The 24,577-nt window shown below is 49.8% G+C and carries 23 protein-coding genes; 3 read left to right on the top strand and 20 right to left on the bottom strand.

Translation table 11 applies throughout. The features are described from left to right. Positions 1-14 precede the first annotated feature (14 nt). The 3 genes from INP78_RS09920 to epsL form a co-directional block, all read right to left on the bottom strand. Positions 15-1,043: an SLBB domain-containing protein gene (locus INP78_RS09920; protein ID WP_194742021.1), complete on the bottom strand. Its 1,029-nt coding sequence runs from the start codon at positions 1,041-1,043 to the stop codon at positions 15-17. Between the two features lie 103 nt (positions 1,044-1,146). After that, on the bottom strand, positions 1,147-1,962 hold the full coding sequence (locus INP78_RS09925; protein ID WP_194742022.1) for an EpsD family peptidyl-prolyl cis-trans isomerase: 816 nt from the start codon (positions 1,960-1,962) through the stop codon (positions 1,147-1,149). A 44-nt stretch (positions 1,963-2,006) separates the two neighbouring features. Next, complete coding sequence (gene epsL / locus INP78_RS09930; protein WP_228522796.1) at positions 2,007-3,245, bottom strand: XrtB/PEP-CTERM-associated polysaccharide biosynthesis outer membrane protein EpsL; 1,239 nt, start codon at positions 3,243-3,245, stop codon at positions 2,007-2,009. Positions 3,246-3,561: 316 nt separating this feature from the next. On the opposite strand from epsL, the gene INP78_RS09935 reads away from it, so the two are divergent. Beyond that, positions 3,562-4,857 (top strand): undecaprenyl-phosphate glucose phosphotransferase, encoded by a 1,296-nt coding sequence (locus tag INP78_RS09935; RefSeq protein ID WP_194742023.1) that lies wholly within the window; start codon positions 3,562-3,564, stop codon positions 4,855-4,857. 32 nt (positions 4,858-4,889) lie between these two features. Here INP78_RS09935 and miaA read toward each other — a convergent pair whose 3' ends face one another. The 8 genes from miaA to INP78_RS09975 form a co-directional block, all read right to left on the bottom strand. Further along, the gene (gene miaA / locus INP78_RS09940) at positions 4,890-5,837 is read right to left on the bottom strand and encodes a tRNA (adenosine(37)-N6)-dimethylallyltransferase MiaA (RefSeq protein WP_194742024.1); all 948 of its coding nucleotides are present in this window, start codon (positions 5,835-5,837) and stop codon (positions 4,890-4,892) included. Between the two features lie 36 nt (positions 5,838-5,873). Continuing rightward, positions 5,874-6,245: a 4a-hydroxytetrahydrobiopterin dehydratase gene (locus INP78_RS09945; RefSeq protein ID WP_194742025.1), complete on the bottom strand. Its 372-nt coding sequence runs from the start codon at positions 6,243-6,245 to the stop codon at positions 5,874-5,876. 62 nt (positions 6,246-6,307) lie between these two features. Then, positions 6,308-7,171: a triphosphoribosyl-dephospho-CoA synthase gene (locus INP78_RS09950; RefSeq protein ID WP_194742026.1), complete on the bottom strand. Its 864-nt coding sequence runs from the start codon at positions 7,169-7,171 to the stop codon at positions 6,308-6,310. Then, complete coding sequence (locus INP78_RS09955) at positions 7,168-8,079, bottom strand: RimK family alpha-L-glutamate ligase (protein WP_194742027.1); 912 nt, start codon at positions 8,077-8,079, stop codon at positions 7,168-7,170. The genes INP78_RS09950 and INP78_RS09955 overlap by 4 nt, the downstream gene beginning before the upstream one ends. Before the next feature lie 83 nt (positions 8,080-8,162). Further along, entirely contained in the window at positions 8,163-9,137 is a 975-nt protein-coding gene (gene mch, locus INP78_RS09960; RefSeq protein ID WP_194742028.1) for a methenyltetrahydromethanopterin cyclohydrolase, read from the bottom strand. Continuing rightward, the gene (locus INP78_RS09965) at positions 9,103-10,185 is read right to left on the bottom strand and encodes an ATP-grasp domain-containing protein (protein ID WP_228522797.1); all 1,083 of its coding nucleotides are present in this window, start codon (positions 10,183-10,185) and stop codon (positions 9,103-9,105) included. The genes mch and INP78_RS09965 overlap by 35 nt, the downstream gene beginning before the upstream one ends. 23 nt (positions 10,186-10,208) lie before the next feature. Beyond that, positions 10,209-11,102: an NAD(P)-dependent methylenetetrahydromethanopterin dehydrogenase gene (locus INP78_RS09970; protein ID WP_194742029.1), complete on the bottom strand. Its 894-nt coding sequence runs from the start codon at positions 11,100-11,102 to the stop codon at positions 10,209-10,211. A gap of 119 nt (positions 11,103-11,221) precedes the next feature. After that, entirely contained in the window at positions 11,222-12,196 is a 975-nt protein-coding gene (locus INP78_RS09975) for a hypothetical protein (protein ID WP_194742030.1), read from the bottom strand. A gap of 204 nt (positions 12,197-12,400) precedes the next feature. Between INP78_RS09975 and ppsA the strand changes: the two genes are divergently transcribed. Next, positions 12,401-14,773 (top strand): phosphoenolpyruvate synthase, encoded by a 2,373-nt coding sequence (ppsA, locus tag INP78_RS09980; RefSeq protein WP_194742031.1) that lies wholly within the window; start codon positions 12,401-12,403, stop codon positions 14,771-14,773. A 37-nt stretch (positions 14,774-14,810) separates the two neighbouring features. Next, positions 14,811-15,614 carry a pyruvate, water dikinase regulatory protein gene (locus INP78_RS09985; RefSeq protein ID WP_194742032.1) on the top strand — a complete coding sequence of 268 codons (804 nt, stop codon included), beginning with the start codon at positions 14,811-14,813 and terminating at the stop codon, positions 15,612-15,614. Between the two features lie 38 nt (positions 15,615-15,652). Here the strand turns inward: INP78_RS09985 and INP78_RS09990 are convergent, their stop codons facing one another. The 9 genes from INP78_RS09990 to pheA all read right to left on the bottom strand — a co-directional run bounded on the left by INP78_RS09990 (position 15,653) and on the right by pheA (position 24,565). Further along, positions 15,653-16,339 carry a hypothetical protein gene (locus INP78_RS09990; RefSeq protein ID WP_194742033.1) on the bottom strand — a complete coding sequence of 229 codons (687 nt, stop codon included), beginning with the start codon at positions 16,337-16,339 and terminating at the stop codon, positions 15,653-15,655. 157 nt (positions 16,340-16,496) lie between these two features. After that, complete coding sequence (locus INP78_RS09995) at positions 16,497-17,687, bottom strand: multidrug effflux MFS transporter (RefSeq protein WP_194742034.1); 1,191 nt, start codon at positions 17,685-17,687, stop codon at positions 16,497-16,499. 80 nt (positions 17,688-17,767) lie between these two features. Beyond that, entirely contained in the window at positions 17,768-18,949 is a 1,182-nt protein-coding gene (gene pqqE / locus INP78_RS10000; protein ID WP_194742035.1) for a pyrroloquinoline quinone biosynthesis protein PqqE, read from the bottom strand. A gap of 17 nt (positions 18,950-18,966) precedes the next feature. Beyond that, the gene (gene pqqD / locus INP78_RS10005) at positions 18,967-19,251 is read right to left on the bottom strand and encodes a pyrroloquinoline quinone biosynthesis peptide chaperone PqqD (RefSeq protein ID WP_194742036.1); all 285 of its coding nucleotides are present in this window, start codon (positions 19,249-19,251) and stop codon (positions 18,967-18,969) included. 35 nt (positions 19,252-19,286) lie between these two features. Beyond that, positions 19,287-20,051: a pyrroloquinoline-quinone synthase PqqC gene (gene pqqC, locus INP78_RS10010; RefSeq protein ID WP_194742037.1), complete on the bottom strand. Its 765-nt coding sequence runs from the start codon at positions 20,049-20,051 to the stop codon at positions 19,287-19,289. Positions 20,052-20,060: 9 nt separating this feature from the next. Further along, positions 20,061-21,002 (bottom strand): pyrroloquinoline quinone biosynthesis protein PqqB, encoded by a 942-nt coding sequence (pqqB, locus tag INP78_RS10015; protein WP_194742038.1) that lies wholly within the window; start codon positions 21,000-21,002, stop codon positions 20,061-20,063. A 280-nt stretch (positions 21,003-21,282) separates the two neighbouring features. Beyond that, positions 21,283-22,365, bottom strand: a complete 1,083-nt coding sequence (locus INP78_RS10020; RefSeq protein WP_194742039.1) for a 3-deoxy-7-phosphoheptulonate synthase — start codon at positions 22,363-22,365, stop codon at positions 21,283-21,285. Continuing rightward, positions 22,362-23,474 carry a histidinol-phosphate transaminase gene (gene hisC, locus INP78_RS10025; RefSeq protein ID WP_194742040.1) on the bottom strand — a complete coding sequence of 371 codons (1,113 nt, stop codon included), beginning with the start codon at positions 23,472-23,474 and terminating at the stop codon, positions 22,362-22,364. Before hisC ends, INP78_RS10020 begins: the two co-directional genes overlap by 4 nt. 8 nt (positions 23,475-23,482) lie before the next feature. Beyond that, the gene (pheA, locus tag INP78_RS10030) at positions 23,483-24,565 is read right to left on the bottom strand and encodes a prephenate dehydratase (protein ID WP_194742041.1); all 1,083 of its coding nucleotides are present in this window, start codon (positions 24,563-24,565) and stop codon (positions 23,483-23,485) included. Positions 24,566-24,577: the final 12 nt, after the last annotated feature.

The following is a 24,577-nucleotide window of genomic DNA, read 5'->3' on the forward strand; positions in this document are numbered from 1 at the left end:
GTCAACCTTTAAATTTACAACAGACTTTCTTCAATAAACAACACATCTTCATCTTGTAAAGTTGCGGTGAGTTCAGGGCTTTGTTTCACAGTGGAGCCTTCGGCATTTTTTCTATGCAACTTGACTGAGCGCTGGGTACCACGTACGGTCAAACCACCCGCTTTAGCAATGCCTTGCATCACAGTCATGTTTTTATCAATTTTGTACATGCCCGGACGTTGCACTTCGCCATAAACATAGACTTGCGGCGCTTTAGGCACGTACACGACATCGCCTGGCTGAAGGTCTTTATTCAATGCGTTGGATGGGGATCTAAATAGTTCATCAATATTGATTTCCTGTGTGACAGGCGTACCGGATCGTGCTGATGTAAAAAACAGGGTCTCGCCCGCATTTTCAGTGGCGCCGCCAGCTAATGCGACGAAATCGCTGATTTTGCGCGTGCCACCCTGAATACCGTATTTGCCCGGGCGTAACACCTGACCAACAACAGCGACATCACGTGTACTGATATAGATGGTTTCCCCACCAGTCAGGCGAACATCCTGATCGTTGACGTTGCGACGCTCGATGACTTCATTTAAATCATATTCGCTACGTTTGTCACCGCGCACCACCGTGATAATCTCTGAGGCATCTGGTACTAAACCACCAGCCTCAGCCAAAATATCTTTTACATCGGTTGGCCTGGTCACCGGATAGCGTCCTGGCTTGGGCACACCGCCCAGGACAGAAACCGACTTACTCATAAACTCAAGCACCAACACAGATACCTGAGGATTCGCAATAAATCCACCACGTTTCAACTGCTCAGCAATGCGTTTTTCACTTTCGATGGTAGTGAGGCCGCCTACTTTTACTTCGCCGATGAGCGGCATCGTCAGTACACCGTCCTCAGAAACCCTGGTTTCCCTGGTCAGTTCAGCATCCCCATAAACCACCACCCTGACATAGTCACCTGCCCCCAAGGTGTAGTCGGCATGGGCAACCATACTGATCAGAAATAAAAATATAGCAGCGAAGTAATTTCTAAAATTCATCATAAGTGAACACTCTTTGTGGTAATTAAATCTATGTATTACGGCGATAATAATGCATTACTGAACGGACCTACAGCACACTATAACTTAAATGATTCGCTACGTGTCATTGCTTATTCAGTTTGGCATCCACGACTTCGATACTGGAAAGCGCTTTTAGTCTGGCAACTTCCTTGGCAATAAATGCCTGCTGTTTTTGCTGGTTAAGCAATCTCTCCGCCAGCAAATGTGCATGCTCTGCTGACATTGGCTGCTCAGTAATATCGTCGATTGACTTTACAATAATATTATTGTGATTGTGCAAAAAAAGTAAATCACCTTTTTTCATAGACTTTATTTTACTGAGCACTGGCTCTGGCAATCTATCCGTCACGAACTGACTAGCCCCGGTTTCGTAATGAATACCTTTGGTGTCTAATGCGGCCTGTACATCCTGCAGAGTGACAGCGTCTTTTTCCAGCGAAGCCAAATCAAGCGATGCAACATCGTTTGAGAAAACCACATCTTGCATTTTGAACACCTTGCGATGCCTGAACTTTTCAGGATGCGAGTCAATATATGTGTTGATATCGCTTTCAGATGCTGTTGCGATTTTCGCCAGCTTTTTGGACAAATAGGCCTGAGCGTAAATTTTTGCTTTTGCAGACTCTACCGCCTGCACTACTTCAGGCGTTCTTTCCAGATCAAGCTTTATCGCTTCCTGCACCAGCAATTGGCGATCGATTAAACCCGCCAGTAACTTCCGGGCGGCATCCTGATCATTCTCATGTTGCTGCGCGCCTTTAAGTTCGCTTTGCAAGGCAAACGCAGTGACTTCATCACCATTCACCGTGGCTAACACTTGAGAGCCATGATTAGGATTATTTTGCCCGGAACAACTTGCCAGCATCAAAAGACAGAAATTTGTAATTATTTTTTTCATTCTGAAGTGATTATCTATTCAAATGCTACCAATAGATTTTCAGTTTAAATCTTCAAATCAACCATCAAACTGGTCGTCAAATCGTCGTAATCAAAATTGTTAAAAGCAGAACTTGCGTTTCTACTTGACTTGATAGAACTGAGAGTAAAGCCGATATTCTTTATTGGCCTCCATGTCACCGAACCCGACACACTCTGTTCATCATCACTCCTGTTTGCCAAACCAGGAGTGATGCCTTGCCTAAAGTCTCTCTGAGCCAACCGGCCATTCAGCATAAAAGTAATTTTATCTGAAAATAAATAGCTTAAACCGATATTTGCGGAATCTGTAACACTGTAAGTGCTGTAGTTTGTTTCAAATGGGCTCGCAGTTCTAGTAAGGTCAAGATTAGCTCTGATTTTTCCAGTCAGAAGTAAGTCATACTTTATGTATCCGATCCACACATCATAATTTCTAACGGTAAAGTTGTCATAATCACGTGATAGATGTGCCAACTTACTGCTCAAGTTACTTTTGCCTGTAGCTTTTAAAACAAAATCCAGCTCATACTCATTTTCACTGAAGCCATTATCGAATAGTGAGAATGAGTTCAATGCTCGATCAAATTGACCATTTCGCTTGTGCCCAAGAAAACTTAAATTACTCCCAGATGCAAAACTGTAACGAGCGCCATAATCAAAAGCCGTTGAGTTATATTCAGCAATTGCATTAAAAGTTTGACTGTTTGTCACATCAGTCTCTGTTAAACCACCAATCAAAGCCCAAACTTTATATGGTGAATATTCCGCTCTAAATTGACTAATATCTATTGTTCTGATGTTTTGCGTGAACGATCGAAAGTCACTAAATCCATTTAACGTTTTATTGCGGCTGGTGGTCAAGCTACCTGTTAGAGAGGGCGTTAAAGACCATAGCCATTTTGCATCATAGTTTAAAGCTTCAAAGTCCAAAAAGTCGTTGGTTTGATATTTATAGTCAACGTAGGACACATCCACAATAAATCTTTGTAATGAATATGTTTTATCTAGCTTAACACCTGCTGTAGAGGTTGTAATCTGGTCAGAACTTTGATTATTCTTAACCCTAAACAGGTTGTCATCATAAGCTCTGTTGATGGAAGTGCTAAATTGTATCGTATCAAACTCATCAGCGGTGACTGTTAATGGCAGTGCACTCAGGCTAAGTGTAAGCCAGTAATGGATGGAGCGTTTAATTTTTACTTTGGGAGATTGCTTGCAGGATGACATTTGTTTAAGCAACAGTAAATTGATGTTTGGATACATTCTAACCCGTAAACATACATTTAATGCTAGAGAAATTTAACTTTTTAGTAATACTTGCATAATCAGCAAAAGCGACTACTTAGTTTACCTTGACGACCAAGACATTTATATGACATCGGCACTGATTTTTAATGGCCATTCGCTGATTGCCGTTAAGGCTGAATTTAGTTACACTCAGAGTGCTATTTTGAATTAAATAATTATGAAAAAAACTATCAGGCCGCCAATCAGAACCATCTCAGGGTTATCCTCAGGGCCCAGAAGCCCGCTTTACTTCGTTGAATCTATTGTAGAGCCTCTCGTTTTAGTATTTTTCATGTGGGGCATTTTTATTTATTTTGAAGATAGAATCCCTATCTCCATCTTTTTTACCTCCATCCTGTTATTTTCAGTCACCTTTCCCAGTGGTGCAAAAATTCGCCTCGGCTTCTGGAAGATGGTCAGGGATGTCATTTTTCAATGGCTGTTACTGGCTGGCATGGTCCTTATTTTTGCCCGCATCACAGGCTATATCACGCTTTACACCCCTGAAATCATATATACCTGGTTAATCGGTACGCCGATTGCACAAATTCTGGCACTGACCGCGCTCAAGGAGTTGTCACCATTTTTTATCAGCCTGCAGGGCCCAACCAAAAATGCTGTGATTATCGGCCTCAATGAGCAGGGTCTGGCAGTTGCCAATAACTTGCTGGCAGACGAGTATAGCCGTGTAAATGTATTGGGCTTCTTTGAAGACCGGGCACCCGAGCGTACGCCGCAAGACCACGGCTTTGACATTCTGGGAGCGTTGACAGATATCCCGGCCTACTGCAAAGATCATCAAATTCATACTATTTATATTGCGCTGCCAATGTCCAGCCATCCTCGCATCTTGAAGTTGCTGGATGATTTGAAAGACACGACGGCCTCTATTTACTTTGTACCGGATATTTTTGTCACCGACCTGATTCAAGGCAGAGTCTCTGATGTGAATGGTATTCCTGTAGTTTCGGTATGTGAAACGCCTTTTACTGGTGTAGATGGCCTGATTAAGCGTACAGCAGACATCTTGTTCTCGCTGTTTGTGCTGATTCTGATTTCGCCGATTTTGTTAGGGATTGCCGCGGCAGTAAAACTCACCTCTCCCGGCCCTATCATTTTCAAGCAGCGCCGCTATGGCCTGGATGGGCAACAAATTCTTGTCTACAAGTTCCGCTCGATGACTGTGACGGAAGATGGCGGCACCGTGACTCAAGCGACCAGGAATGATCAGCGTATTACGCCGTTGGGCGCATTTTTACGCAAGTCGTCATTGGATGAGCTGCCGCAGTTCATTAACGTGCTGCAAGGCCGTATGAGTGTGGTGGGCCCGCGCCCGCATGCGGTTGCCCATAACGAAGAATACCGCAAGCTGATTAAAGGCTATATGGTGCGGCATAAAGTGAAACCAGGAATTACTGGCTGGGCACAGGTCAACGGCTTCCGTGGTGAGACGGATACTTTAGAGAAAATGGAACAGCGCGTTCACTATGACCTTGAGTACCTGCGTAACTGGAGTCCTCGTCTGGATATGCTCATCGTGGCAAAAACGGCCTGGTTAACCATCGTCGGCCAAGATGGCGCTTACTAGATAATAAAAAAACCGGACAATGTCCGGTTTTTTTATGACGGCGTATGCTGCTGTATCATTATTAATCCCTGCGCTACCCAATCCTCACGCAAGCAATCCAGCACCTGCACATCGTCCATGCCGCGTAGCCAGGTAAGCTGGCGTTTGGCAAGTTGGCGCGTGGCGTAGACGCCATGCTCTCCCAAAGTGGGTAAGTCGATGTCGCCGTTTAAATATTGTAACGCCTGGCGGTAGCCGACGCAGCGCATACTGGGGCTATCTACGGTTAATTGCGGATATTTAATCAACAGGTGTTTTACTTCATCGACAAAGCCCTGCTCTAGCATGCTTTGAAAACGTTGCGCAATCCGTTGGTGCAACACGCTGCGCTCGCTGGGCATCAAGGCGAGTTTAAGGATATTAAAAGGCAGTGAGATTTTTTGCGATTGGGCGCGTAATACGCTCATGGGTTTGCCACTAATGCGGTAGACCTCTAATGCACGCTCAATACGCTGCGAGTCGGTGGTATGTATCTTCGCCGCCACGGCCGGGTCGATGCTGGCCAATTGCGCATGCATCGCAGGCCAGCCTAAGGCATTTGCCTCAGCTTCAATCTGAGCGCGGATAGCGACATCGGCTTCTGGCAAATCGCTGAGGCCATGCTGCAAAGCGTTGAAATACAGCATGGTGCCGCCGACCAGCACCGGGATACGACCGTTTGCCGTCGCCGTGTGCATCAGCGCCAAGGCGTCTTTAGCAAATTGCGCGGCAGAATACTGTTCTAGCGGCGAAATCAGGTCTATTAAGTGATGCGGCGCCAGGCGTAATGTGTCGGCATCCGGTTTGGCGGTGCCGATATCCATATCGCGATAGACCAATGCCGAATCGACACTGATGATGTCGACGGGAAAGCGTTCACACAAGGCAATGGTGGCCGCCGTTTTGCCGCTGGCGGTGGGGCCCATTAAGAAGATGGCTGGCGGCAAATGGGTGGCGGTCATACAGCGTGGAGCATCAACAAGCAGGTATCAACTGGATTAATCGTATTTAACGTAGCTAAAGCGTAAGTCACTCTGCGGCGTGCCTTCCAGGGCTGATCCGGCTTGTAATTGTGGTTGCCATTGCACGACTTCTTCAATTTTACGGGCGAGTTCGATGTCTTTCATGGTGATGCCTTTGGCGCTGTGCGTGCACAGTTTGACGATGACAAAGGCATAAGAAACGGTTAAATCAGGATGGTGCCAGGCGGCTTCAGCCAGGTGACCGACGGTATTGACGACCATCAGTGTGCCTTTCCAGCTATTGGTTTTGTATTTGCGGCGTATCCAGCCGTCTTCAAAGACCCAATGGGGTAAAGACTCAGTTAAATGCTGTTGCAGTTCCTGTTCTGTGAGCACTTGGTCGGTCATGGCATCCTCCTGATAATACGTGCATTAAAACCATGCAGTATACCTCAGCTATGCCGACTGACTTAAGAGAAACCGGCAGGATTGCTTGTTGCCAGCTGTGAGAGCATGGCCGTGATCACAGTGAGATCGGCACTGGTACCCGGATTGAGCTTATTCTGCTTGAGCACCGCATCCCATTGCAGCAAGTCCGGCATGTAGTGTTTGGGATTCTCCAGCGCCTGAAAAGCCTGGTAATGCGTGGTAGCAAGCTGTTGGACCTCTGCGGCTGTCGCCGCCCCATACTTGCGGGCAATATGGCTGTCCGGCACGCTGGCCAGCCAATACAAGTAAACCGCCGTCAGTGCCCAGGCTGGCCGCTGCCAGCGCTGACACAGCGCATGGTAAAGAGGTATGGCGGCTGAAAAAATCTGGACATAGCCATCTACATACTGGCGCGCCACCATGTCGCTCCCGCTGGCCAATTGCATGGCCTCCAGCAAGGTGATTTGGGGTGCCTGTGCCACATCGTGCTCATCGCGCTGGCCCATGCCCGCTGGGCTGACCAGCCGGATACCTTCATATACCAGGGCCGCATCATCCACCGTTGTTTGTTGCAACACTTGCTGCAAGCTTGCTTGCAGTGCCATCCCGGGATATTGCAAACTGGCCTGTACGGCTGGCGCAGCAAGCAGGATGATTCCCAAATTGGTATTACATCCCACTTTTGCGTGGGTGGCTTGCAAGGCGTGCAAAATGCGCTGACCCAAGCTGCGTACACCAAATATAGTGTCATCACATAAGGCTGGCGCCGACACCTCGGCACTGCTAATAAAGTCCTGCACCTGCATGCCATGGCCGTCGGCAAAAATATGTACATTGCCGGGTTTTAATGCTTCCAGCTCCGCTAAGCACGCTTGCTGGTAGGCCTGTTGTAGTAAAGTCGTCATACCAAGGTCCTAGCTGTATCCGCCTGCAGCAATAAATCATTCACCAACACATCGGCAATTTCTACGCTGGTCACTGTTTGCAGGCCGCGCCAGGCCGGAATACTGTTCACTTCGATCACCCACAGTTTGCCATCGCGGTCACGCATCACATCCACGCCAGCATAATCAATCCCTATTGCCTTGGCAGCCAGGACGCCAATGTCAGCCACATCCAGCTCATCACAGGCCGTGCAGCGCGCACCACGCGCCACATTGTGCAACCAGCTATCCCCTTGCCGCTTCATCACGGCAATCGGTTCGCCACGCACCACAAATACCCGGTAATCATGCTGGTAGGCACCGCAATCAATTTTCTCTTGCAGATAATAAACGCCATCGACAAACATATCTTGCGGTAGCGCAAATTGCGCGCGCTGTTCAATTAATCGCACGCCTTTGCCCTGTGAGCCAAACAGCGGCTTGATCACCAGTGTTTTTCCATTATCCAGCGCCTGCTGCATGAGCGCATGCGCAATGTGCCGGTGCTCGCACACCCAGGTCGTCGGTGTTGCGACGCCCTGCTCTGCCAGCAACTGGCTGGTCAGGCCTTTATCGACGGTCGTTTCAATGGCTCTGGCATGGTTGTAAATCGTCATGCCTTGCCGTTGCAAGGTATGCAACAGATTCATGCGCGTAATGATTTGCTGCGTGGAGCCGGCAGCGACCCCACGTACAAACGCCATAGGCGCTGCTTGCGTTAATCCGGGAATATGCACTTGCACCGACTGATTGACGATGCTGACGTAACAGCTATCCAAGGAGACCATCAACGCTTGCCAGCCACGCCGCGCAAATGCCTGCGCCAATGACTGTCCGTGCCAGCCGCCTGCTTGGGCGACTTCGTCGGTGAAAATAGGAACAACCTTCATGTCAGCTCTAAAGAAATCACGCGGGAACAGTGCATGGCATGCATTGATTCCCGCGTGAAAATGATTTTTATAAGACTTTAAGTTTAACCGCCAAATGACTGATTCAAAAGGTCTTCATTAAATTTACCAGCAAAGAATGTCTTGCCGGACTTGAGGTTGGTCACGCTGACTTTGGCTGGCGAGAATAACATTGGGTCTATCTGGTAGAAGTCCATGTTCACGGCTTTAAACACTTCAGCAAATGGACGGCCATAGTCTTTAGACGCAGAAGAAGGTAATTGTTTGGCCAGTTGCTCTGCTGCTGCATCGTCAGCATTGACGAACAACTGCACGAAGCCGCCAAACAGGATGGCATCATTGGTGCGCCCCATGCCGACAATAAAGTCTGGTGAGGGGGCAGGCACTGGCGCAACGCCATAACCATCAACAATCGCATCCAGGTCAAAATGCAGGGTATGGCATTTGTGCAGCGCCACTTCGAGTACGCGCGCAGTCACCTGCAAAGAGCCTGCAACACTGCGTGTCGGTGTCAGGATAAAGGTCAACTTATCGGCTGGCAAACCGGTATCCCTGGCCACTTTCTCAATGACTTGCACCGGCGGCACTTTATCAGTTTCGAGCACCAAGACGGTTTGTTCGCCTTTGTCGCTATAGTGAATGTCTTTAAACACTTCTTCGCGCTGCGCAATCGAGCGTGCCGGGCCGCTACCCAGTGAGAAAAACTTCTCGTGTGACAATGCCCAGCCGGCATACTGGCTACCTAAACACGCAATCACTGGCTGTTTGGCCGTCACGACAACGCTCAGTGGCCAATTGGCAAACTGAGGCACTTGTTGCAAAGTGACACTCCCTAGTCCGCCCATGCAGATTTCGGCAATAATACGCCCCGCCTCTAACCCACCTGGCACCTGAATACCGGCGTCGATAATGGTCGCACCGCTTTCGTGGGTAGATACCGCACAGCCCAGGGCTGGTGCGTTGGCGATCAAATGTGCGACCAACGGTGCGCTGTATTGTTGAACGCTAATGGATGTTGAATTCGATGCTGTCACAGACATAAGTCCCCCATAATGTTTCTAATCGTGTTTTTCTGTCCTGCAAAGCCTGTAGCACTTCGCTGTCTGAGTGCCCTTCTGCATAGAGGCTGCAAACGGGCTGCCCGGCAGCGATCATACCGCCGCTGGGCCGGTCTTCCAGCCAGTCAGGTAAACTAAACTGGCTTAAATCAATCTCTTTTCGCGCATACGCAATGCAATGACTCGCATGCGTCGTTTGCGATTGCAATACCGGCATGGTTTGATGCTGGCAACTGGCCATATGCATTTGTATCAATGGCAGATGCCTGTACAAGCGCATACTGGCACTCAACCTTGGGTTGACCTCTATGACATGCAAAGTGCCTTCATGCCAAATGGCATCAATACTATTAATGCCCACCAAGCCCAACGCTGGCACTAACGCCTGTAACAGCGTGTTTGCAGCAGCATACAACGCAGCCTCATGTAAGCGCGTTGCACCGGCATAAGCATAGCTATTCACATGTTGCTTGAGCGCATGCACACCAATCAATGTCGCTGCCTGCCCTTGTGCCGCAAATAATATTCCCACTGCCTGCCCTGGCTGAAATGCTTGCCAGTAGCCTGATGCATCTGCATGACTCACCGCCTGCCAATCTTGCACATGGCTGCCGCCACATTGCCCGGCCTGCTTGTACAGCCACCGCCCAGCTACAGGCTTGCTTTCAGCGATCAGCGGCGATTGCACGCCTTGCCTATCGCAACAAGCTTTTAACCATTGCGGATGTTTGACACGACCAACCGTGTCAGGCGTATTTCCAGCAACATTGTAGCGTGCAAACAAGGCGGCATACGCCGCCTGGTTGGCTTCAAAGCCAGAGCCCACTAGTACGGCTTCCGGTTGATATGCGTCCAGCACCTTAAATAACGCGGTCAATGCATCGCCGTCATGTTGCCCGTACAGCCCTGGCCATTGATATACCGCTTCTGCGGCTAGCCGTGTATCGCTATCCGCAAATGCATCCACGGCCAGTACACGCCATCCCTCTTGTTGCGCGATCTGGCTATAGATACGCGCACTATGAGACAAAATGACCAGCCGCAAGAATGACCTTATTCTACGTGAGCACAGGCATACTCATAAGCCTGGTGGTAATCAATGTGCATCGGGCTTTCGCTTTGCAACATTTGCTCCAGCAATTTGTTTTGTGTCACATATTTCAGTTGACCAATCGCCAAGGCGCCAAACCCGGCCACCTGTGTGCCTTCAATCAGGCCACCATTAGAAAAGGTATCCACCCCTTCAATCCCAGACGGTGGTACCGCGTTGACGTCAGCAACCACTTTTAATGATTTGGAGTTGGCAAACTGTTTTACTTCCAATACGCGAATCCCGGCCGGTGTCGCACACAAAGCAACCGTTGCCTCATTCAATACGGCAATTTTTGCGGCCTCGCTGCTACCATCTACCACTTGCAGACTGACGTCATAACTGGAGGATAATTTATCTACATAAGCCTGCATGCTTTCCACACCCGCGTGTGCAACCATGAATACTGTCGCTCCCTGGCGTGCGGCGATGAGGGCGGCGGTAGAGCCGACCGTACCACTGGCACCAAAAATGGCTACTTTTTCCTTGCCCAAGCCGCTCCCGGATTTTTGCAGGTAAAAGTCAACTTTGGCCAGCATGGCCGCGGCGGTGGTAAAAGCACCTGAAGGATCAGAGAACGTATGGCACTCAAATGGTTTGAACATGGCACTGCGTGCCTGTTTTTGCATTTCCAGCGCAACCTGGATATCGCGGCCGCCAAAGAATAAGGCCTGCTGCTTTAAACCGCTAGGACTACGTGAAAAGATCGCATCTTGTGTCAGCGCGACAATTTCATTCAAGGTGACATCAGTGTAGGAGATGATTTTTTCATAGCCCGCATCAAACGCCATATTCACATCGAATGGACTGGCGTTTTTAGCTGCAGTGAACAAATGCATAATACTGGTTTTTTTCATTCTTCCCCCCGGAACAGTGTGTTAACAATACCTTCTGCCAATATACACATTTCCAGACCAGTTCAAAATAAAGAGTAGACCGTGAAAATCATAACTTTTCAAAATTATCTTAAAAAGTTTTAATTTGCCACATCTTCTATCGTGATGCTGGCTGGCTGGTTGACGGCAGCGGTCACCAGGAAACCCAAGGCAGGTTCCCCGGCATAAGTTTCAAGCAATTGCATTTGCATGGCCACCGCTTCCGCACGCGATGGCAACAGCACAAAACCGGTCGGGCCCCATGAGGTTTGGCCGATGCCGGTATATCCCTGCTGTTTGAGCGACTGTAAAATATTGCCCACCGCCTGGCTGGCATAGGCGCCGCCCTGTGCGGGGCCAAAGTAATCCGCATTATATGATTGCAAATCCCCTAAAAACGCACTGAATCCTGCAAAGTCCTGCTCCATTAAGGCAGGTAGCCCCTCACTTAACAATTGCTGCTGAATTGCCTGCGTCGCCGCCAGTGTGGGCGGCACCAGTTCTTTAAAAGCTGTTTTCTCGCCCTGCCCGTGCAAGCCATCACGGCAATTATCAATGATCAGTAAAAAGTGCCAATCCGCAGGAAACGCCTGCTGCACCAGCATGGGCGGTACTACAGTATTTGGTCCGCGTCCGCCATCGACAACCAGTCCACCATGCTCAAAGGTTGCAATACCGATGCCTGAGCGTGCGCCACGCTGATGAACGGCTGCAATCCGCGCTGCATCGACTGGTTGCCCGAGTAAACTATTCACCGCCGCGCCCAGCGCCAAGGCCATTTGCGTGCCCGATCCCAAGCCGCCATGACGTGGGATGGCCTGATGTATGCTGACATTCAGGTCTATTGCAAGCTGGTGTGCATCCAGATGTCGCCGCAAAATGGCGGCAGCCCAAGGGTCCAATGGTGACGACTGAATACCAGGGGTGAGGCTAAGAGAAGTTTGAAATGCATCAATGGCAACACCGACACTGCCGAACTGGCGCTGCGTCTGCTGATTCAGGTTAAAAAAACCGAGATGTAAGCGACCGTAAGTGGTGACACTGACCGTGCGCTCTGCGGGAATAACTGCATTCATGGCGTTTTATTATAGGGATGCTAAAAAAAATGAAATGCCACCCTCACGGCGACGTGACATTAAAACATGATTTTGGCATAATGCCCGATATAAAAGTCATTCTGTAATCAGACGATGTCCGGTAGACAGCCTCTATTTATCGAATTCAATCCATTGCACTCCGCGATAGATTATCACCAGTTTTAAAATAATTAAGGGTTTTATATGGTAAGTCATGTTATTCCATTTGAGAATCTACGAAACACTGATGTGCCGTCTGTAGGCGGCAAAAACGCTTCTCTAGGCGAAATGATCTCTCAACTCACCGCCAAAGGCGTACGCGTACCTACCGGTTTTGCGACCACGGCGGATGCTTATCGTGAGTTTTTGGCGCAAGGTGGATTAAACAACAAAATCAATGACTTGCTGGACAAGCTGAACGCAGACGATACTCAAGAGCTGGCCCGCGTTGGTTCACAGATCCGCCAGTGGATCATGGAAGCCGAGTTTCCACCAGCACTGCAGACAGCGATTGCTGAAAACTATGCCAAACTGATTGAACGATCAGCACAAGGCACTACCTTTGCGGTGCGTTCTTCTGCCACGGCAGAAGACTTGCCAGATGCGTCTTTCGCTGGCCAGCAAGAGTCTTTCCTGAATATCCATGGTCTGGACAACATTAACCATGCGATTAAAGAAGTATTTGCTTCTTTGTATAACGACCGTGCAATCTCCTACCGTGTACACAAAGGCTTTGTACACGCAGATGTGGCCCTGTCTGCAGGCGTACAACAAATGGTGCGTTCAGACATTGGCTGTGCCGGTGTGATGTTTACCATTGACACTGAATCTGGTCACCGTGATGTTGCCTTTATTACTTCATCCTATGGCCTGGGTGAAACTGTGGTGCAAGGTGCTGTGAACCCGGATGAGTTCTATGTACACAAGCCATTGCTGGCACAAGGGAAGCCAGCCATCGTGCGTCGCACCATGGGCTCCAAATTGATCAAAATGGTGTTTTCTGACGCCACCCAAGCGGGTAAATCTACCCACACGGTGGATGTAGATGCGGCAGAAAGCAACCGCTACTCCCTGACCGATGCCGATATTCTGGAATTAGCCGGTTACGCCATGACCATTGAGCAACACTATGGTTGCCCTATGGATATCGAGTGGGGCAAAAACGGCCTGGATAACAAACTGTACATTCTGCAAGCACGTCCTGAGACTGTGAAGTCTCAAGAAGCGGCGAAAAACGTGACAGAAACCTTCAAGCTGCAAAAGCACTCTTCAGTGCCTGTGGTGGCTGGCCGTGCCGTGACACAAAAAGTAGGCGTGGGCCCGGTGCGTATCGTGCTGGATCCGGCAGAGATGCATGAAGTACAACCAGGTGACGTGCTGGTGGCCGACATGACTGATCCTAACTGGGAGCCAGTGATGAAACGTGCCAGCGCATTGGTGACCAACCGTGGCGGCCGTACTTGCCACGCTGCGATTATTGCGCGTGAACTGGGTATCCCGGCGATTGTAGGTTCTGTCAATGCGACTGACCTGCTGCGTGATGGCGAAATGGTCACAGTTTCTTGTGCTGAAGGCGAAACCGGTTTTGTTTACCACGGCGCATTGGACTTCGAAGTGTCTACACAATCGAACAGCGCACTGGCAAAACCACCTTGCAAGATCATGATGAACGTGGGCAACCCGGACATGGCATTCACCTTTGCCCAGACACCAAACGACGGTGTTGGCCTGGCGCGCCTGGAGTTCGTGATTAACAACATGGTAGGCATACACCCGAAAGCTATCCTCAATGTGGATGCCATGCCAGCAGCCATGCAGGCCACCATCAAGAACCGTGCGCGTGGCTATGCCAGCCCGAAACAGTTCTACATTGATAAAGTGGCTGAAGGTGTTGCCACCATTGCGGCAGCATTCTATCCAAAACCAGTGATTGTACGTACTTCAGACTTCAAGTCTAACGAGTATAAAAAACTGGTTGGTGGTGACATTTACGAGCCAGACGAAGAAAACCCAATGATCGGTTTCCGCGGCGCGGCACGTTATATGGCAGAAGACTTTAAAGAGTGCTTTGCCATGGAATGCCAGGCCATGAAAAAAGTCCGTGATGAACTGGGCCTGGTCAACGTTGAGTTGATGATCCCATTCGTACGTACCCTGGAAGAAGCACGTGCCGTGACTGAAATCATGGCTGCCAACGGCCTCAAGCGCGGCGAAAATGGCCTGCGCCTGATCATGATGTGTGAAATCCCGGCCAACGCGTTGCTGGCTGAGCAGTTCCTGGAGTATTTCGATGGTTTCTCTATCGGCTCTAACGACCTGACACAGCTGACATTAGGGATGGACCGTGACTCGGGTATCCTGGCTGACGGTTTTGACGAGCGTAACGATGCGGTGAAAGTATTGCTGAAAATGGCAATCAACACCTGTAACCGTTTAGGCAAATACGTTGGTATTTGTGGTCAGGGTCCTTCTGACCATGAAGACTTTGCTGAGTGGCTGGTCGCAGAAGGGATTCAGTCTGTTTCCCTGAATCCTGACACTGTGGTCGCGACCTGGCAGCGTCTGACAAAGAAATAAGCGTTAGGCTTGATTAGCAATTACTTGAGGCATCTGTATGAATCACCGTTCTGTGTTTATTATTTCTGATGGTACGGGGATTACGGCAGGTGCCTTAAGCAAATTGCTGGAACATTTTCCGAATACCAAATTCACCACCACTCGCCTGCCCTTTACTGACAATGACGAGAAGGTGCAAGCTGCTTTCGAGCATATCCAGAAAATTGCAGACCAGGATGGTATTCGCCCGATTGTGATTATGTCCGTCGGCAATGGCGAACACCGCAATCACCTTAAGCAGGCCAACGCCTACTTTATTGATTTATTCCACCGTTTTATTTACCCGCTGGGCTCAGAGCTTAACCAGGAGCCTCTCACTGGCGCCAGTATCGCTTACAGCGCCATGGGCAACAGCTACTCAGAGCGTATGGAAGCGATTAATTTCACGCTGAACCATGATGACGGGATGACCAATACCGGCCTCGATGAAGCTGAAGTAATCCTGATTGGTGTCTCCCGTTGCGGCAAAACGCCGACCAGCATTTACCTGGCCATGCAGTTTGGCATCAAGGCGGCCAACTACCCGTTGATTCCAGAAGACTTTGAGCGTGGCGCTTTACCTGCCGCCCTGCAAAAGAATATCGACAAGATTTTCGGCCTGACCATTAAGCCTGAGCGCTTGCACTCTGTACGCAATGAGCGTCGCCCGGACAGTTTTTATGCCTCACTGGATAACTGCCGCAAGGAAATTGAAATTGCTGAAGGCATGATGCGCAGTGCAGGCATCCCCTGGGCAGACTCGACTAGCCGTTCGATTGAAGAGTTATCTGCCTTGATCCTGCAAAAAATTCGCCAGCGCTAAGGCTGGCGGCTAGGTTTTGTTGTTGACACAATGGCTGCTTAGGCAGCCATTGCCATTTCACGGGCTGGCGATGTATGAACGCGTTCAGCTTGTGGCTTCAACATGTCGCCACGCCAAAAATAATAAAACTCACGAGAGACACTGAGGAATGTGTGCTGCGAACCCAGCGCATTAAACAATGGCAGGTTTCTGTCCACCATCTGGCGGTAGCTATGGGATTGTTTGTGTGAAATGTGGCGCAAAGACAGCAACAGGCATTTTGCCATGCGCATACGCTCTTTAAACACCGCAGGCTCAAAGCCCCGCACCAGCGTGACTTGCTCAAAAGCGTCCATGACTTGTGTTTCATGGCTGGTCATGGCTGTTTTATCCAGGTCATACCAATGCTTGAATAATTCATCCTGTGTCACCATTGCCACCGGCGTACTGCCATTGAATACTTTGGCCTGGCTCATCGCCGCAATGGCTTTGATATCACGCACCCAGAATGAGAAAAACTCGCGAATGACCGGCAGGATGCTTGGAATTTCAGCAGGGTCTATGCTGGCAATAAAACGGTCGACGGCATGTCGGTAATGGCTGCCATCACAAGGGATATCTTTTAGAAAAGCACTGACTCGAATAATAATGAACTCGCGTTGTACCAGCACACGCTCACTCACACCCTGTCCGGTCAGCAATTTGACGTAAGCTTTACGAGCTTCTTCTTCTCTGGTCATTTCCATGATTCACTCCCCTGATTGATTCTGAATAATGCCTGATTATTTAACGGGCATTGACAGTTTCATCTTAAATCAGGTGATCGTCGATCAAACATGTAATGAAATTGGTAAATCCCCCACATTTCCGCGCTTGCGCTTAGTGTGTGTTTACCACAACGGGCTACTTGGGCTGGCGCGCCAGCAATAACAACAGGCTACTCAGCAAGGTCATCGCCAGCATGGCAGCCGCTAATGTTAGTGTGGAATGCCAGACCAAAGGCACAATCAGTGCCGAGCTCAAGGTTGAGCATAGCATTTGCATAAAGGCCTGCGCTGAGGCGGCCGTGCCGCGTAATGCTGGATAGCAATCAAGCGCGGCAATCGACAATACAGGCATGGCCGCGGCCATCCCCACATTAAACAAGGCAATTGGGATAATGGCCAGCCACCAGGCAATGTGCACGCTAGTGCTAGCCCACCACTGCAAGCCCACATTACAACTGGCAATCAATACCATCCAGGCAAATGCCCAGTATAAAATACGCGCGGGCGCCACTTTGCCCGCAGTATGCCGTGAGATCCAGGAGCCTAGCATCATGCCCGTCACCGTGGGAATAAACAGGTAACCGAACTGCTGGCTGTTTAAATGCAAATGTTTGACCAAAAACACCGGACTGGCCAGCACATAAATAAAAAATGCGGAAAAGTTCAAGCCCAGGCAAGCGATCAGGCCTAGAAATACCTTGTGCTTAAGCATCTTGCCGTAGGTAGCGATGATGCCTTGCACAGAAAAAACAATACGCTTTTCCGGCGTCATGGTTTCTGGCAGATAGCGCACCGCCATCCATAGTGCAATCGCCGCATAAACAGATAAGAAGATAAATATCGCCTGCCAGTGTATGCCCAACAACACGCCACCTAAAATCGGCGCGACGGCTGGCGCGATGCCGAACAACAGTTGCACGGTCGCCATCACCCGCTGTGCCTGCGCGCCCGAAAACAGATCGCGCACCATGGCGCGCGCCACCGTATTCCCTGCCCCGCCGCTCACGCCTTGTAATGCACGGAATAACCATAAGGTCTGCACATTCGGCGCAAACGCACAGCCCAGGCTCGCCAGTGCAAAAATAGCCAATCCCCATTTAATGGTGGTGATGCGTCCAATAGCATCTGAAATGGTGCCGTGGCATAAAGTCATCACGGCATAAGGCAATAAATACAAGGTCAGGCTTTGCTGGATGGCCAGTTCATCGGTGCCAAACTCAGCGGCCATCACGTGGAAAGCAGGCAGATAGGTGTCAATCGCAAACGGTGCTAAAGCAGCCAGCCCAGCCAAAACCAGCACCAGGGTAGAAGAACGGGATATCAACATGAACAACCTTGTAAAAAAAGCAAAGGTGCCCTCAGGCACCTTTAAGATTATAAGCCACAATACCTGCGCTATGAGCAGCCTTAAGGCAAGGCATGAAATTGCGCGATTCTTTCCTTGTCACCCTCGACATATTTTTTGGAGTTCTTGTCCGTTCTGAAAATGATGGGCTGCTCACGGACCAAGGGGTTTTGTGAATTTACCAAGGCTTCATCAATCAAATGACGGTTGGGGGACTTGGTACATACCGGATCTGCCATTTCTGCATCCCCACTGAGCAAGTAGGATTGGCAACGGCAGCCGCCCAAATCATTCTCTTTTTCATCGCAGCTACGGCAAGGCTCTTTCATCCACTCCATGCCACGATATTTAGTAAACGCTGGCGACTCTTTCCAGGCCCATTCCAGGCCATTTTCGCGCACATTGGGGAACGTCATGCCTGGTAACACACGGGCTGAATGACAGGGCAATACATCGCCATTGGCAGTCACGATCATGAACACTTCGCCCCAGCCATTCATGCATTTTTTGGGCCGGTCAGCAAAGTAATCAGGCACCACAAAGAATACCTTCATTTTATTGCCCACGCGCTCCCTGAACGCATTGGTCGCTGCTTCTGCGCGATCTAACTGCTCACGCGTAGGCATCAATTGATCACGATTCACCAGGCTCCAGCCGTAATACTGCGTATTGGCTAGCTCGACATAATCCGCGCCTAATGCTTCTGCCATTTCCAGGATCTTGCCAACCTGGTCAATGTTGTAACGGTGTATCACCACATTGAGCACCATGGGATAGCCATGCGATTTGATCATGGCTGCGACCTTTTTCTTGAGCTCAAAGGTACGCGTATTGGTAATAAAGTTGCTGATGTCTTCAGTCACATCGTGCATGGAAAGCTGGATGTGATCCAGGCCACCTTCTTTAAAGGCCTGGATACGCTTTTCAGTCAGGCCCACGCCAGAAGTGATCAGGTTGCTGTAATAGCCCAGCTTGTGTGCTTCAGCGACAATCTCTTCAATGTCATCACGCAGCAGGGGCTCGCCGCCTGAAATGCCCAACTGGATGGCGCCCATTTTACGGGCGTCACGCAAGGCGCTGATCCATTGCTCGGTCGTTAATTCATTTTTGGTGTGTTTGTCATAATCGGTTGGGTTATAACAAAACGCACAATGCAGCGGACAACGATAAGTCACCTCAGCCAATAACCACAAAGGCTGCTTTTGTGTGACGCTTGCTGCTACACCATTATTTAACTGTGCCATGATGCCCTCCTTGCGGATTAATTCAGCTTGCGCAACCAGGCTTTACCAACGGCCAGGTCAAACATGCCTAAAATATCACTCTCAATGTCTTCGGCATCCGGAAAGGTTGTTTTCAAATCAGCCACAATATCGCCAACACTCGCTTTGCCATCCACGCGCTTGAGAATCTCGCCAGCGCCACCATGCAACTTGACCATGCCTTCCGGAAACAGGATGACATAGCTTTGCTGCGCCTCTTCCCATTGAAAGCGATGGTGTAAGGCAATCGCGTAAATGTCCGCGTGTTGAATATTGTTTTCCATATGTCTACTTTCTAATGCGCTGACTTGTCGGTCATTTAATTTTCAATGTTGATGACCGGCTGACGCAGATAATCACGCCCTTCGGTTTTAATCTCGGTCGAAGCCAGCATAATGGAGTCTGCAATCACCCACAGTACATTCAGTTTAAATTGCAAAATTTCCAATGCCTTCATCTGCATCTCGCGTGAGGTACTGAAGTAATCCAGCGTGACGCTTAAGCCTTGCTCGACATCGCGGCGCGCTTCGGTCAGGCGTTTTTTAAAGTACATCAGGCCTTCTTCCTTAACCCATGGATACATGCTCGGCCAGGAGCTGATACGTTGCTGATGGATGTGTGGCGCAAACAACTCGGTCAGGCTGGAGCAAACGCTCTCTTGCCAGGGGCGCTGTTTGGCAAAATTGATATAGGCATCCACCGCAAAACGCACGCCTGGTGACACCAGCTCCAGGCTGGTCACTTGCTCACGGGTCAGGCCAACAGCTTCGCCGAGCTTAATCCAGGCTTCAATACCGCCAATCTGGTCATCTACGCCATCATGATCAGTAATACGCACTATCCATTGTTTACGCACTTCTTTGTCCGGGCAATTGGATAAAATCGCCGCATCCTTCATCGGAATCGCGATCTGGTAATAAAAACGGTTAGCGACCCAGCATTGCAATTGTTCTTTAGTCAGTTTGCCTTCATACATCATCACGTGAAACGGATGATAAATATGGTACCCCTGCCCTTTTTCGCGAAGCTTGGCCTCAAATTCTTCACGGGTCCATGGCAACTGTGCCTGAGTCACTGCGTTCATTTTGTTCTCCTATAGAATGATGTCCATGCCGTCGTACGCCACCTCGATCTTGTGATCATTGAGAGTTGCACGCTCGGCGGAATCTTCCCTTAAAATCGGGTTGGTATTATTGATATGAATCAGCACTTTACGCACTGCTTTATCCATACCAAACTTGTCCAACTCTTCTATCATGCCGCCCGGGCCAGATTGTGGGTTATGGCCGATACTGCGCGCAGTTTTGGTCATTAAGCCCATATCCAGCATTTCGGTATTGGTCCAGAATGTGCCATCCACCATAATGCAATCGGCCTGATGCATTAATGGTGGCAAATGCGGCTCAATTTCTGCGAGGCCAGGTGAATACCAGCATTTTTTGCCGGTAGAAATTTCTTCAATCAGCACGCCTATGGTGTCACCCGGATGCGGGTCGTTACGGTGTGGGGAATACGGCGGTGCGGCACTCTTTAATGCCACCGCGGTAAAGCGCAGGTTAGGTACTCCGGGGATCTCAAAGCTGTGCGCATTGCTCACATCGTTGGCATCAATCGCGATTTCGTGGTGATTGACACCGCAATAATGGCCCAGGATATTCAGGATCTGGTTACCGGTGGTGAGGTCCTCATAGACCATTTTCGTGCAGTAAATCTCACGTTTGACTTGGCCTTCGCGCAGCATAAACAAGCCGGTAGTATGGTCAATTTGCGCGTCAATCAGCACAATGCCCTGAATACCGCTATCACGCACGGCACGGCCTGGTTGCAAGGGTGCAAACTCTTGGATTTGCTGCAACACATCGGGGGACGCATTAAACAACACCCAATCTACGCCATTGCTGGAAACACAAATCGATGACTGAGTGCGGCGTTTGGCCTTGATGGTGCCTTTGCGCAAACCGTCACAATTTGGACAATTACAGTTCCACTGTGGAAAGCCACCGCCTGCCCCAGCCCCTAATACGTGTATATGCATAATCGCTCGTTATTCAATTCTGTTAATTCATGGTTGTAAGAGAGTACCAAGCCTCATCATACAACAATTGTTTGTGACTACTGCATCCATCGCAAACCTGGCGCAACGCTGGCCTGCAATGTCTGTTAAGTAAGACTGGCATCATACGCATGCGTTGCATGAACAGCCTGCAACTGACAATGATTCCCTGCTCATGATTTTCATGAGCGCATGCTTGTTTGCGAGATAACCCCCATAAAAAAGCCGCGCTCACTGGCGCGGCTTTGATTAAAACGATGGATTACTCTTCTGAAGCATGCTTTTCGCGGCGTGTTTTGACTGCTGCAGCCAGTGTTTCCAGTACAGTCACAGAGTCATCCCAGCCTAGGCAGGCATCGGTAATCGACTGGCCATAATTCAGGCTACAGCCTGGTGAATGGTCCTGGCGGCCTTCATTCAGGTGCGACTCCAGCATCACGCCGATAATGCGCGCATCGCCAGCAGAGACTTGCGCAGCCACATCATCCACCACGGCGATTTGGTTTTTATATTGTTTCTGGCTATTGCCGTGACTGCAATCGACCATCAGCACCGGCGCCAGGCCTGCATCGGCTAACTGGTCGCACACGGCGGCCACGCTTTGCGCATCATAATTAGGGGCTTTACCACCACGCAATATCACATGGCAGTCTTCATTGCCTTTGGTCGCAAAAATGGCCGATTCACCTTCTTTGGTCATCGACAAAAAGTGGTGCGGGCTGGCTGCGGTTTTAATCGCGTCTATCGCCACTTTGGCACCACCGTCAGTACCGTTTTTAAAGCCCACGGGGCAGGATAATCCAGATGCCAGTTCACGGTGAATCTGTGACTCAGTGGTGCGCGCACCAATGGCGCCCCAGCTGACCAAGTCTGCCGTGTATTGCGGCGATACCACATCCAGGAACTCGGTTGCTGCCGGCATGCCAATCTCATTCACATCCAGCAAAAAGCGGCGTGCTTTTTCCAGGCCCTGGTTAATGTCGTAAGTGCCATCCAGATGCGGATCGTTGATCAAGCCCTTCCAGCCCACGGTGGTGCGTGGTTTCTCGAAGTAGACACGCATGACAATCAGCAACTCACCGGCCAGCCGTGTACGCACGTCCAGCAAGCGTTTGGCATATTCCATACCAGCGTCAGTATCGTGAATCGAGCATGGTCCGACAATCACCAGCAAGCGATCATCACCTTGATGCAAAATATGGTGAATCGCAGTGCGTGTTTTGAGGATGTTTTGTGTGCTGACCGTACTTTCCTGCAGGCGCGACAACAATTCCGCCGGTTTTACCAGTGGCTTGATCTCCAGCACCCGTACATCATCAGTGGCTAATTTTTCGTATACAGTCATGACTTCAAAATCTTTTCCAGCACTTCGAGGAAGCGTGCGTTTTCGCTAAATAAACCAATACTGACGCGCAAATAATCCGGCATCTCATAATTGGCCACCGGGCGTACGATCACGCCTTGCTTGAGCAAAGCCTGATTGACGGCACTGGCGTTGGTCACTTTAAAACTGACAAAGTTGCCATAAGACGGAATATAGCTAAGGCCCAGTTGCTCCAGCCCCTGCGTGATCTGCGTCATGCCAGCTTGATTAGCAGCATAACTGCGTGCCACAAAGTCCTCATCTTGCAATGAGACGGTTGCGGCCACCTGCGCCAGGCTATTCACATTGAATGGCTGGCGCACGCGGTTCATCAAGTCAGCCAGCGTGGCATGCATCAGGCCAAACCCCACGCGTAAGCCAGCCAGGCCATAAGCTTTCGAGAACGTACGTGAAATAATCAGATTTTCAAACTCAGTCAGCCAGCATATCGCCTCAGACTTATCGACTGAAGACAAATATTCATCGTAAGCTTCATCCAGCACGACCAGAATGTGTTTGGGCACTTGCTGTAAAAAGGCTTTCAAATCGGTTTTGCTAATCAGTGTGCCGGTTGGATTATTCGGATTGGCCACAAAAATCAATTTGGTTTTAGGCGTAATTGCCTTTAAAAAACCAGGTAAGTCATGGCCAAAGTCTACTGCAGGCACTACCACACCTTGCGCGCCTACCGCTTGTGTCACCAAGGGATATACGGCAAACGCATGCTGGGAATAAATCGCTTCATCACCTGCCGTCAGGAAAGCACGTGCTGCCAGCTCCAGTATGTCATTGGAACCATTGCCAAACACAATTTGTGCCGGTTGCACGCCGTATTTGTGGCTCACGGCATCACGCAAGGCAAAGCTGTTGCCATCCGGATAACGCGCAATCTCATAAATGGCCTCTTCTAGCGCCATTTGTGCTTTGGGACTCATGCCCAAGGGGTTTTCATTAGACGCCAGCTTGACGATATCGGTTTCATTGAGGCCCATTTCACGGGCTAATTCACTGATAGGCTTGCCACCTTGATATGGCGCAATGGCACGAATATTGGCTGGAGCTAACGCTGCTAAAGAGACGGATGACGACATAGAGTGCTTTAAATAATAGCGGTTGGGTAAGAGCCCAACACTTTGAGTAAAGTGGCGCGCTCAGCAAGATCTTTCAGTGCCGCCTGTACGGCAGGCTGTTGCTGATGGCCTTCAATATCCACAAAGAACACGTAATTCCACAAGTTTTGACGCGATGGGCGTGACTCCAGCTTGGTCATGCTGACGCCATGGCGTGAAAATGGCTCGAGCAACTGCAACACGGCACCGGGCTTGTTGTGTGCGCTCATAACCAGTGACGTTTTGTCCTGGCCGGAAGGGGCAACAGCGTGATTGCCCACAACTAAGAAGCGTGTGGTATTTTTCGGGTCATCCTCGATATTTTCAGCAAGGATATGCAAATCAAACAGTTCAGCTGCACGCTTGCTGGCAATGGCCGCCGCAAACGTGCCTTCACTGGCGACTAGCTCATGAATCATCTGGGCGGCACGCGCATTGCTGGTGACCGCTTCACGTGCCGCATTCGGTAAGTGTTTGTTTAACCACTCATGGCATTGCGACAAAGATTGCGCATGCGAAAACACATGGCTGATCTGACGGATATCCTGCTGCGCAGATAACAGGCAGTGATGCACAGGTAAAGTGATTTCACCGATCACCTGCAAGGGGCTAGATAGTAGCAAATCCAGAGTAATGCCCACGGCACCCTCGGTGGAGTTTTCAACCGGCACCACGCCATAATCAGCCTGTCCCGCTTCTACGGTACGGAATACTTCATCAATACTTGCACATACCACGGCCTGGCGGCCCTCGCCAAACTGCTTGAGCGCTGCTTCTTCACTGTAGGTGCCTAACGGTCCCAAGAAGGCAATAGAAAGTTCTTTTTCAAGGGCACGGCAATTGGACATGACGGCACGGAAAAGATGGCTCACCGCCTCAGATGACAAGGGGCCCTGGTTTTCAGACTGCAGGCGCCGTATGACTTGCGCTTCGCGCTCAGGTCGATAAATGACACCATCATCTTTCAAATGCCCGATCTCGCGTGCAAGCGCTGCGCGCTCATTGACGAGCGTCAGCACCTGCGTATCAATCGCATCAATTTTATCTCTAAATTGTTTTAATAAATCAGACATTTAAAATGAGTA

The organism is Methylophilus sp. 14, assembly GCF_015354345.1.
In the GTDB taxonomy this organism is placed as follows: Bacteria; Pseudomonadota; Gammaproteobacteria; order Burkholderiales; family Methylophilaceae; genus Methylophilus.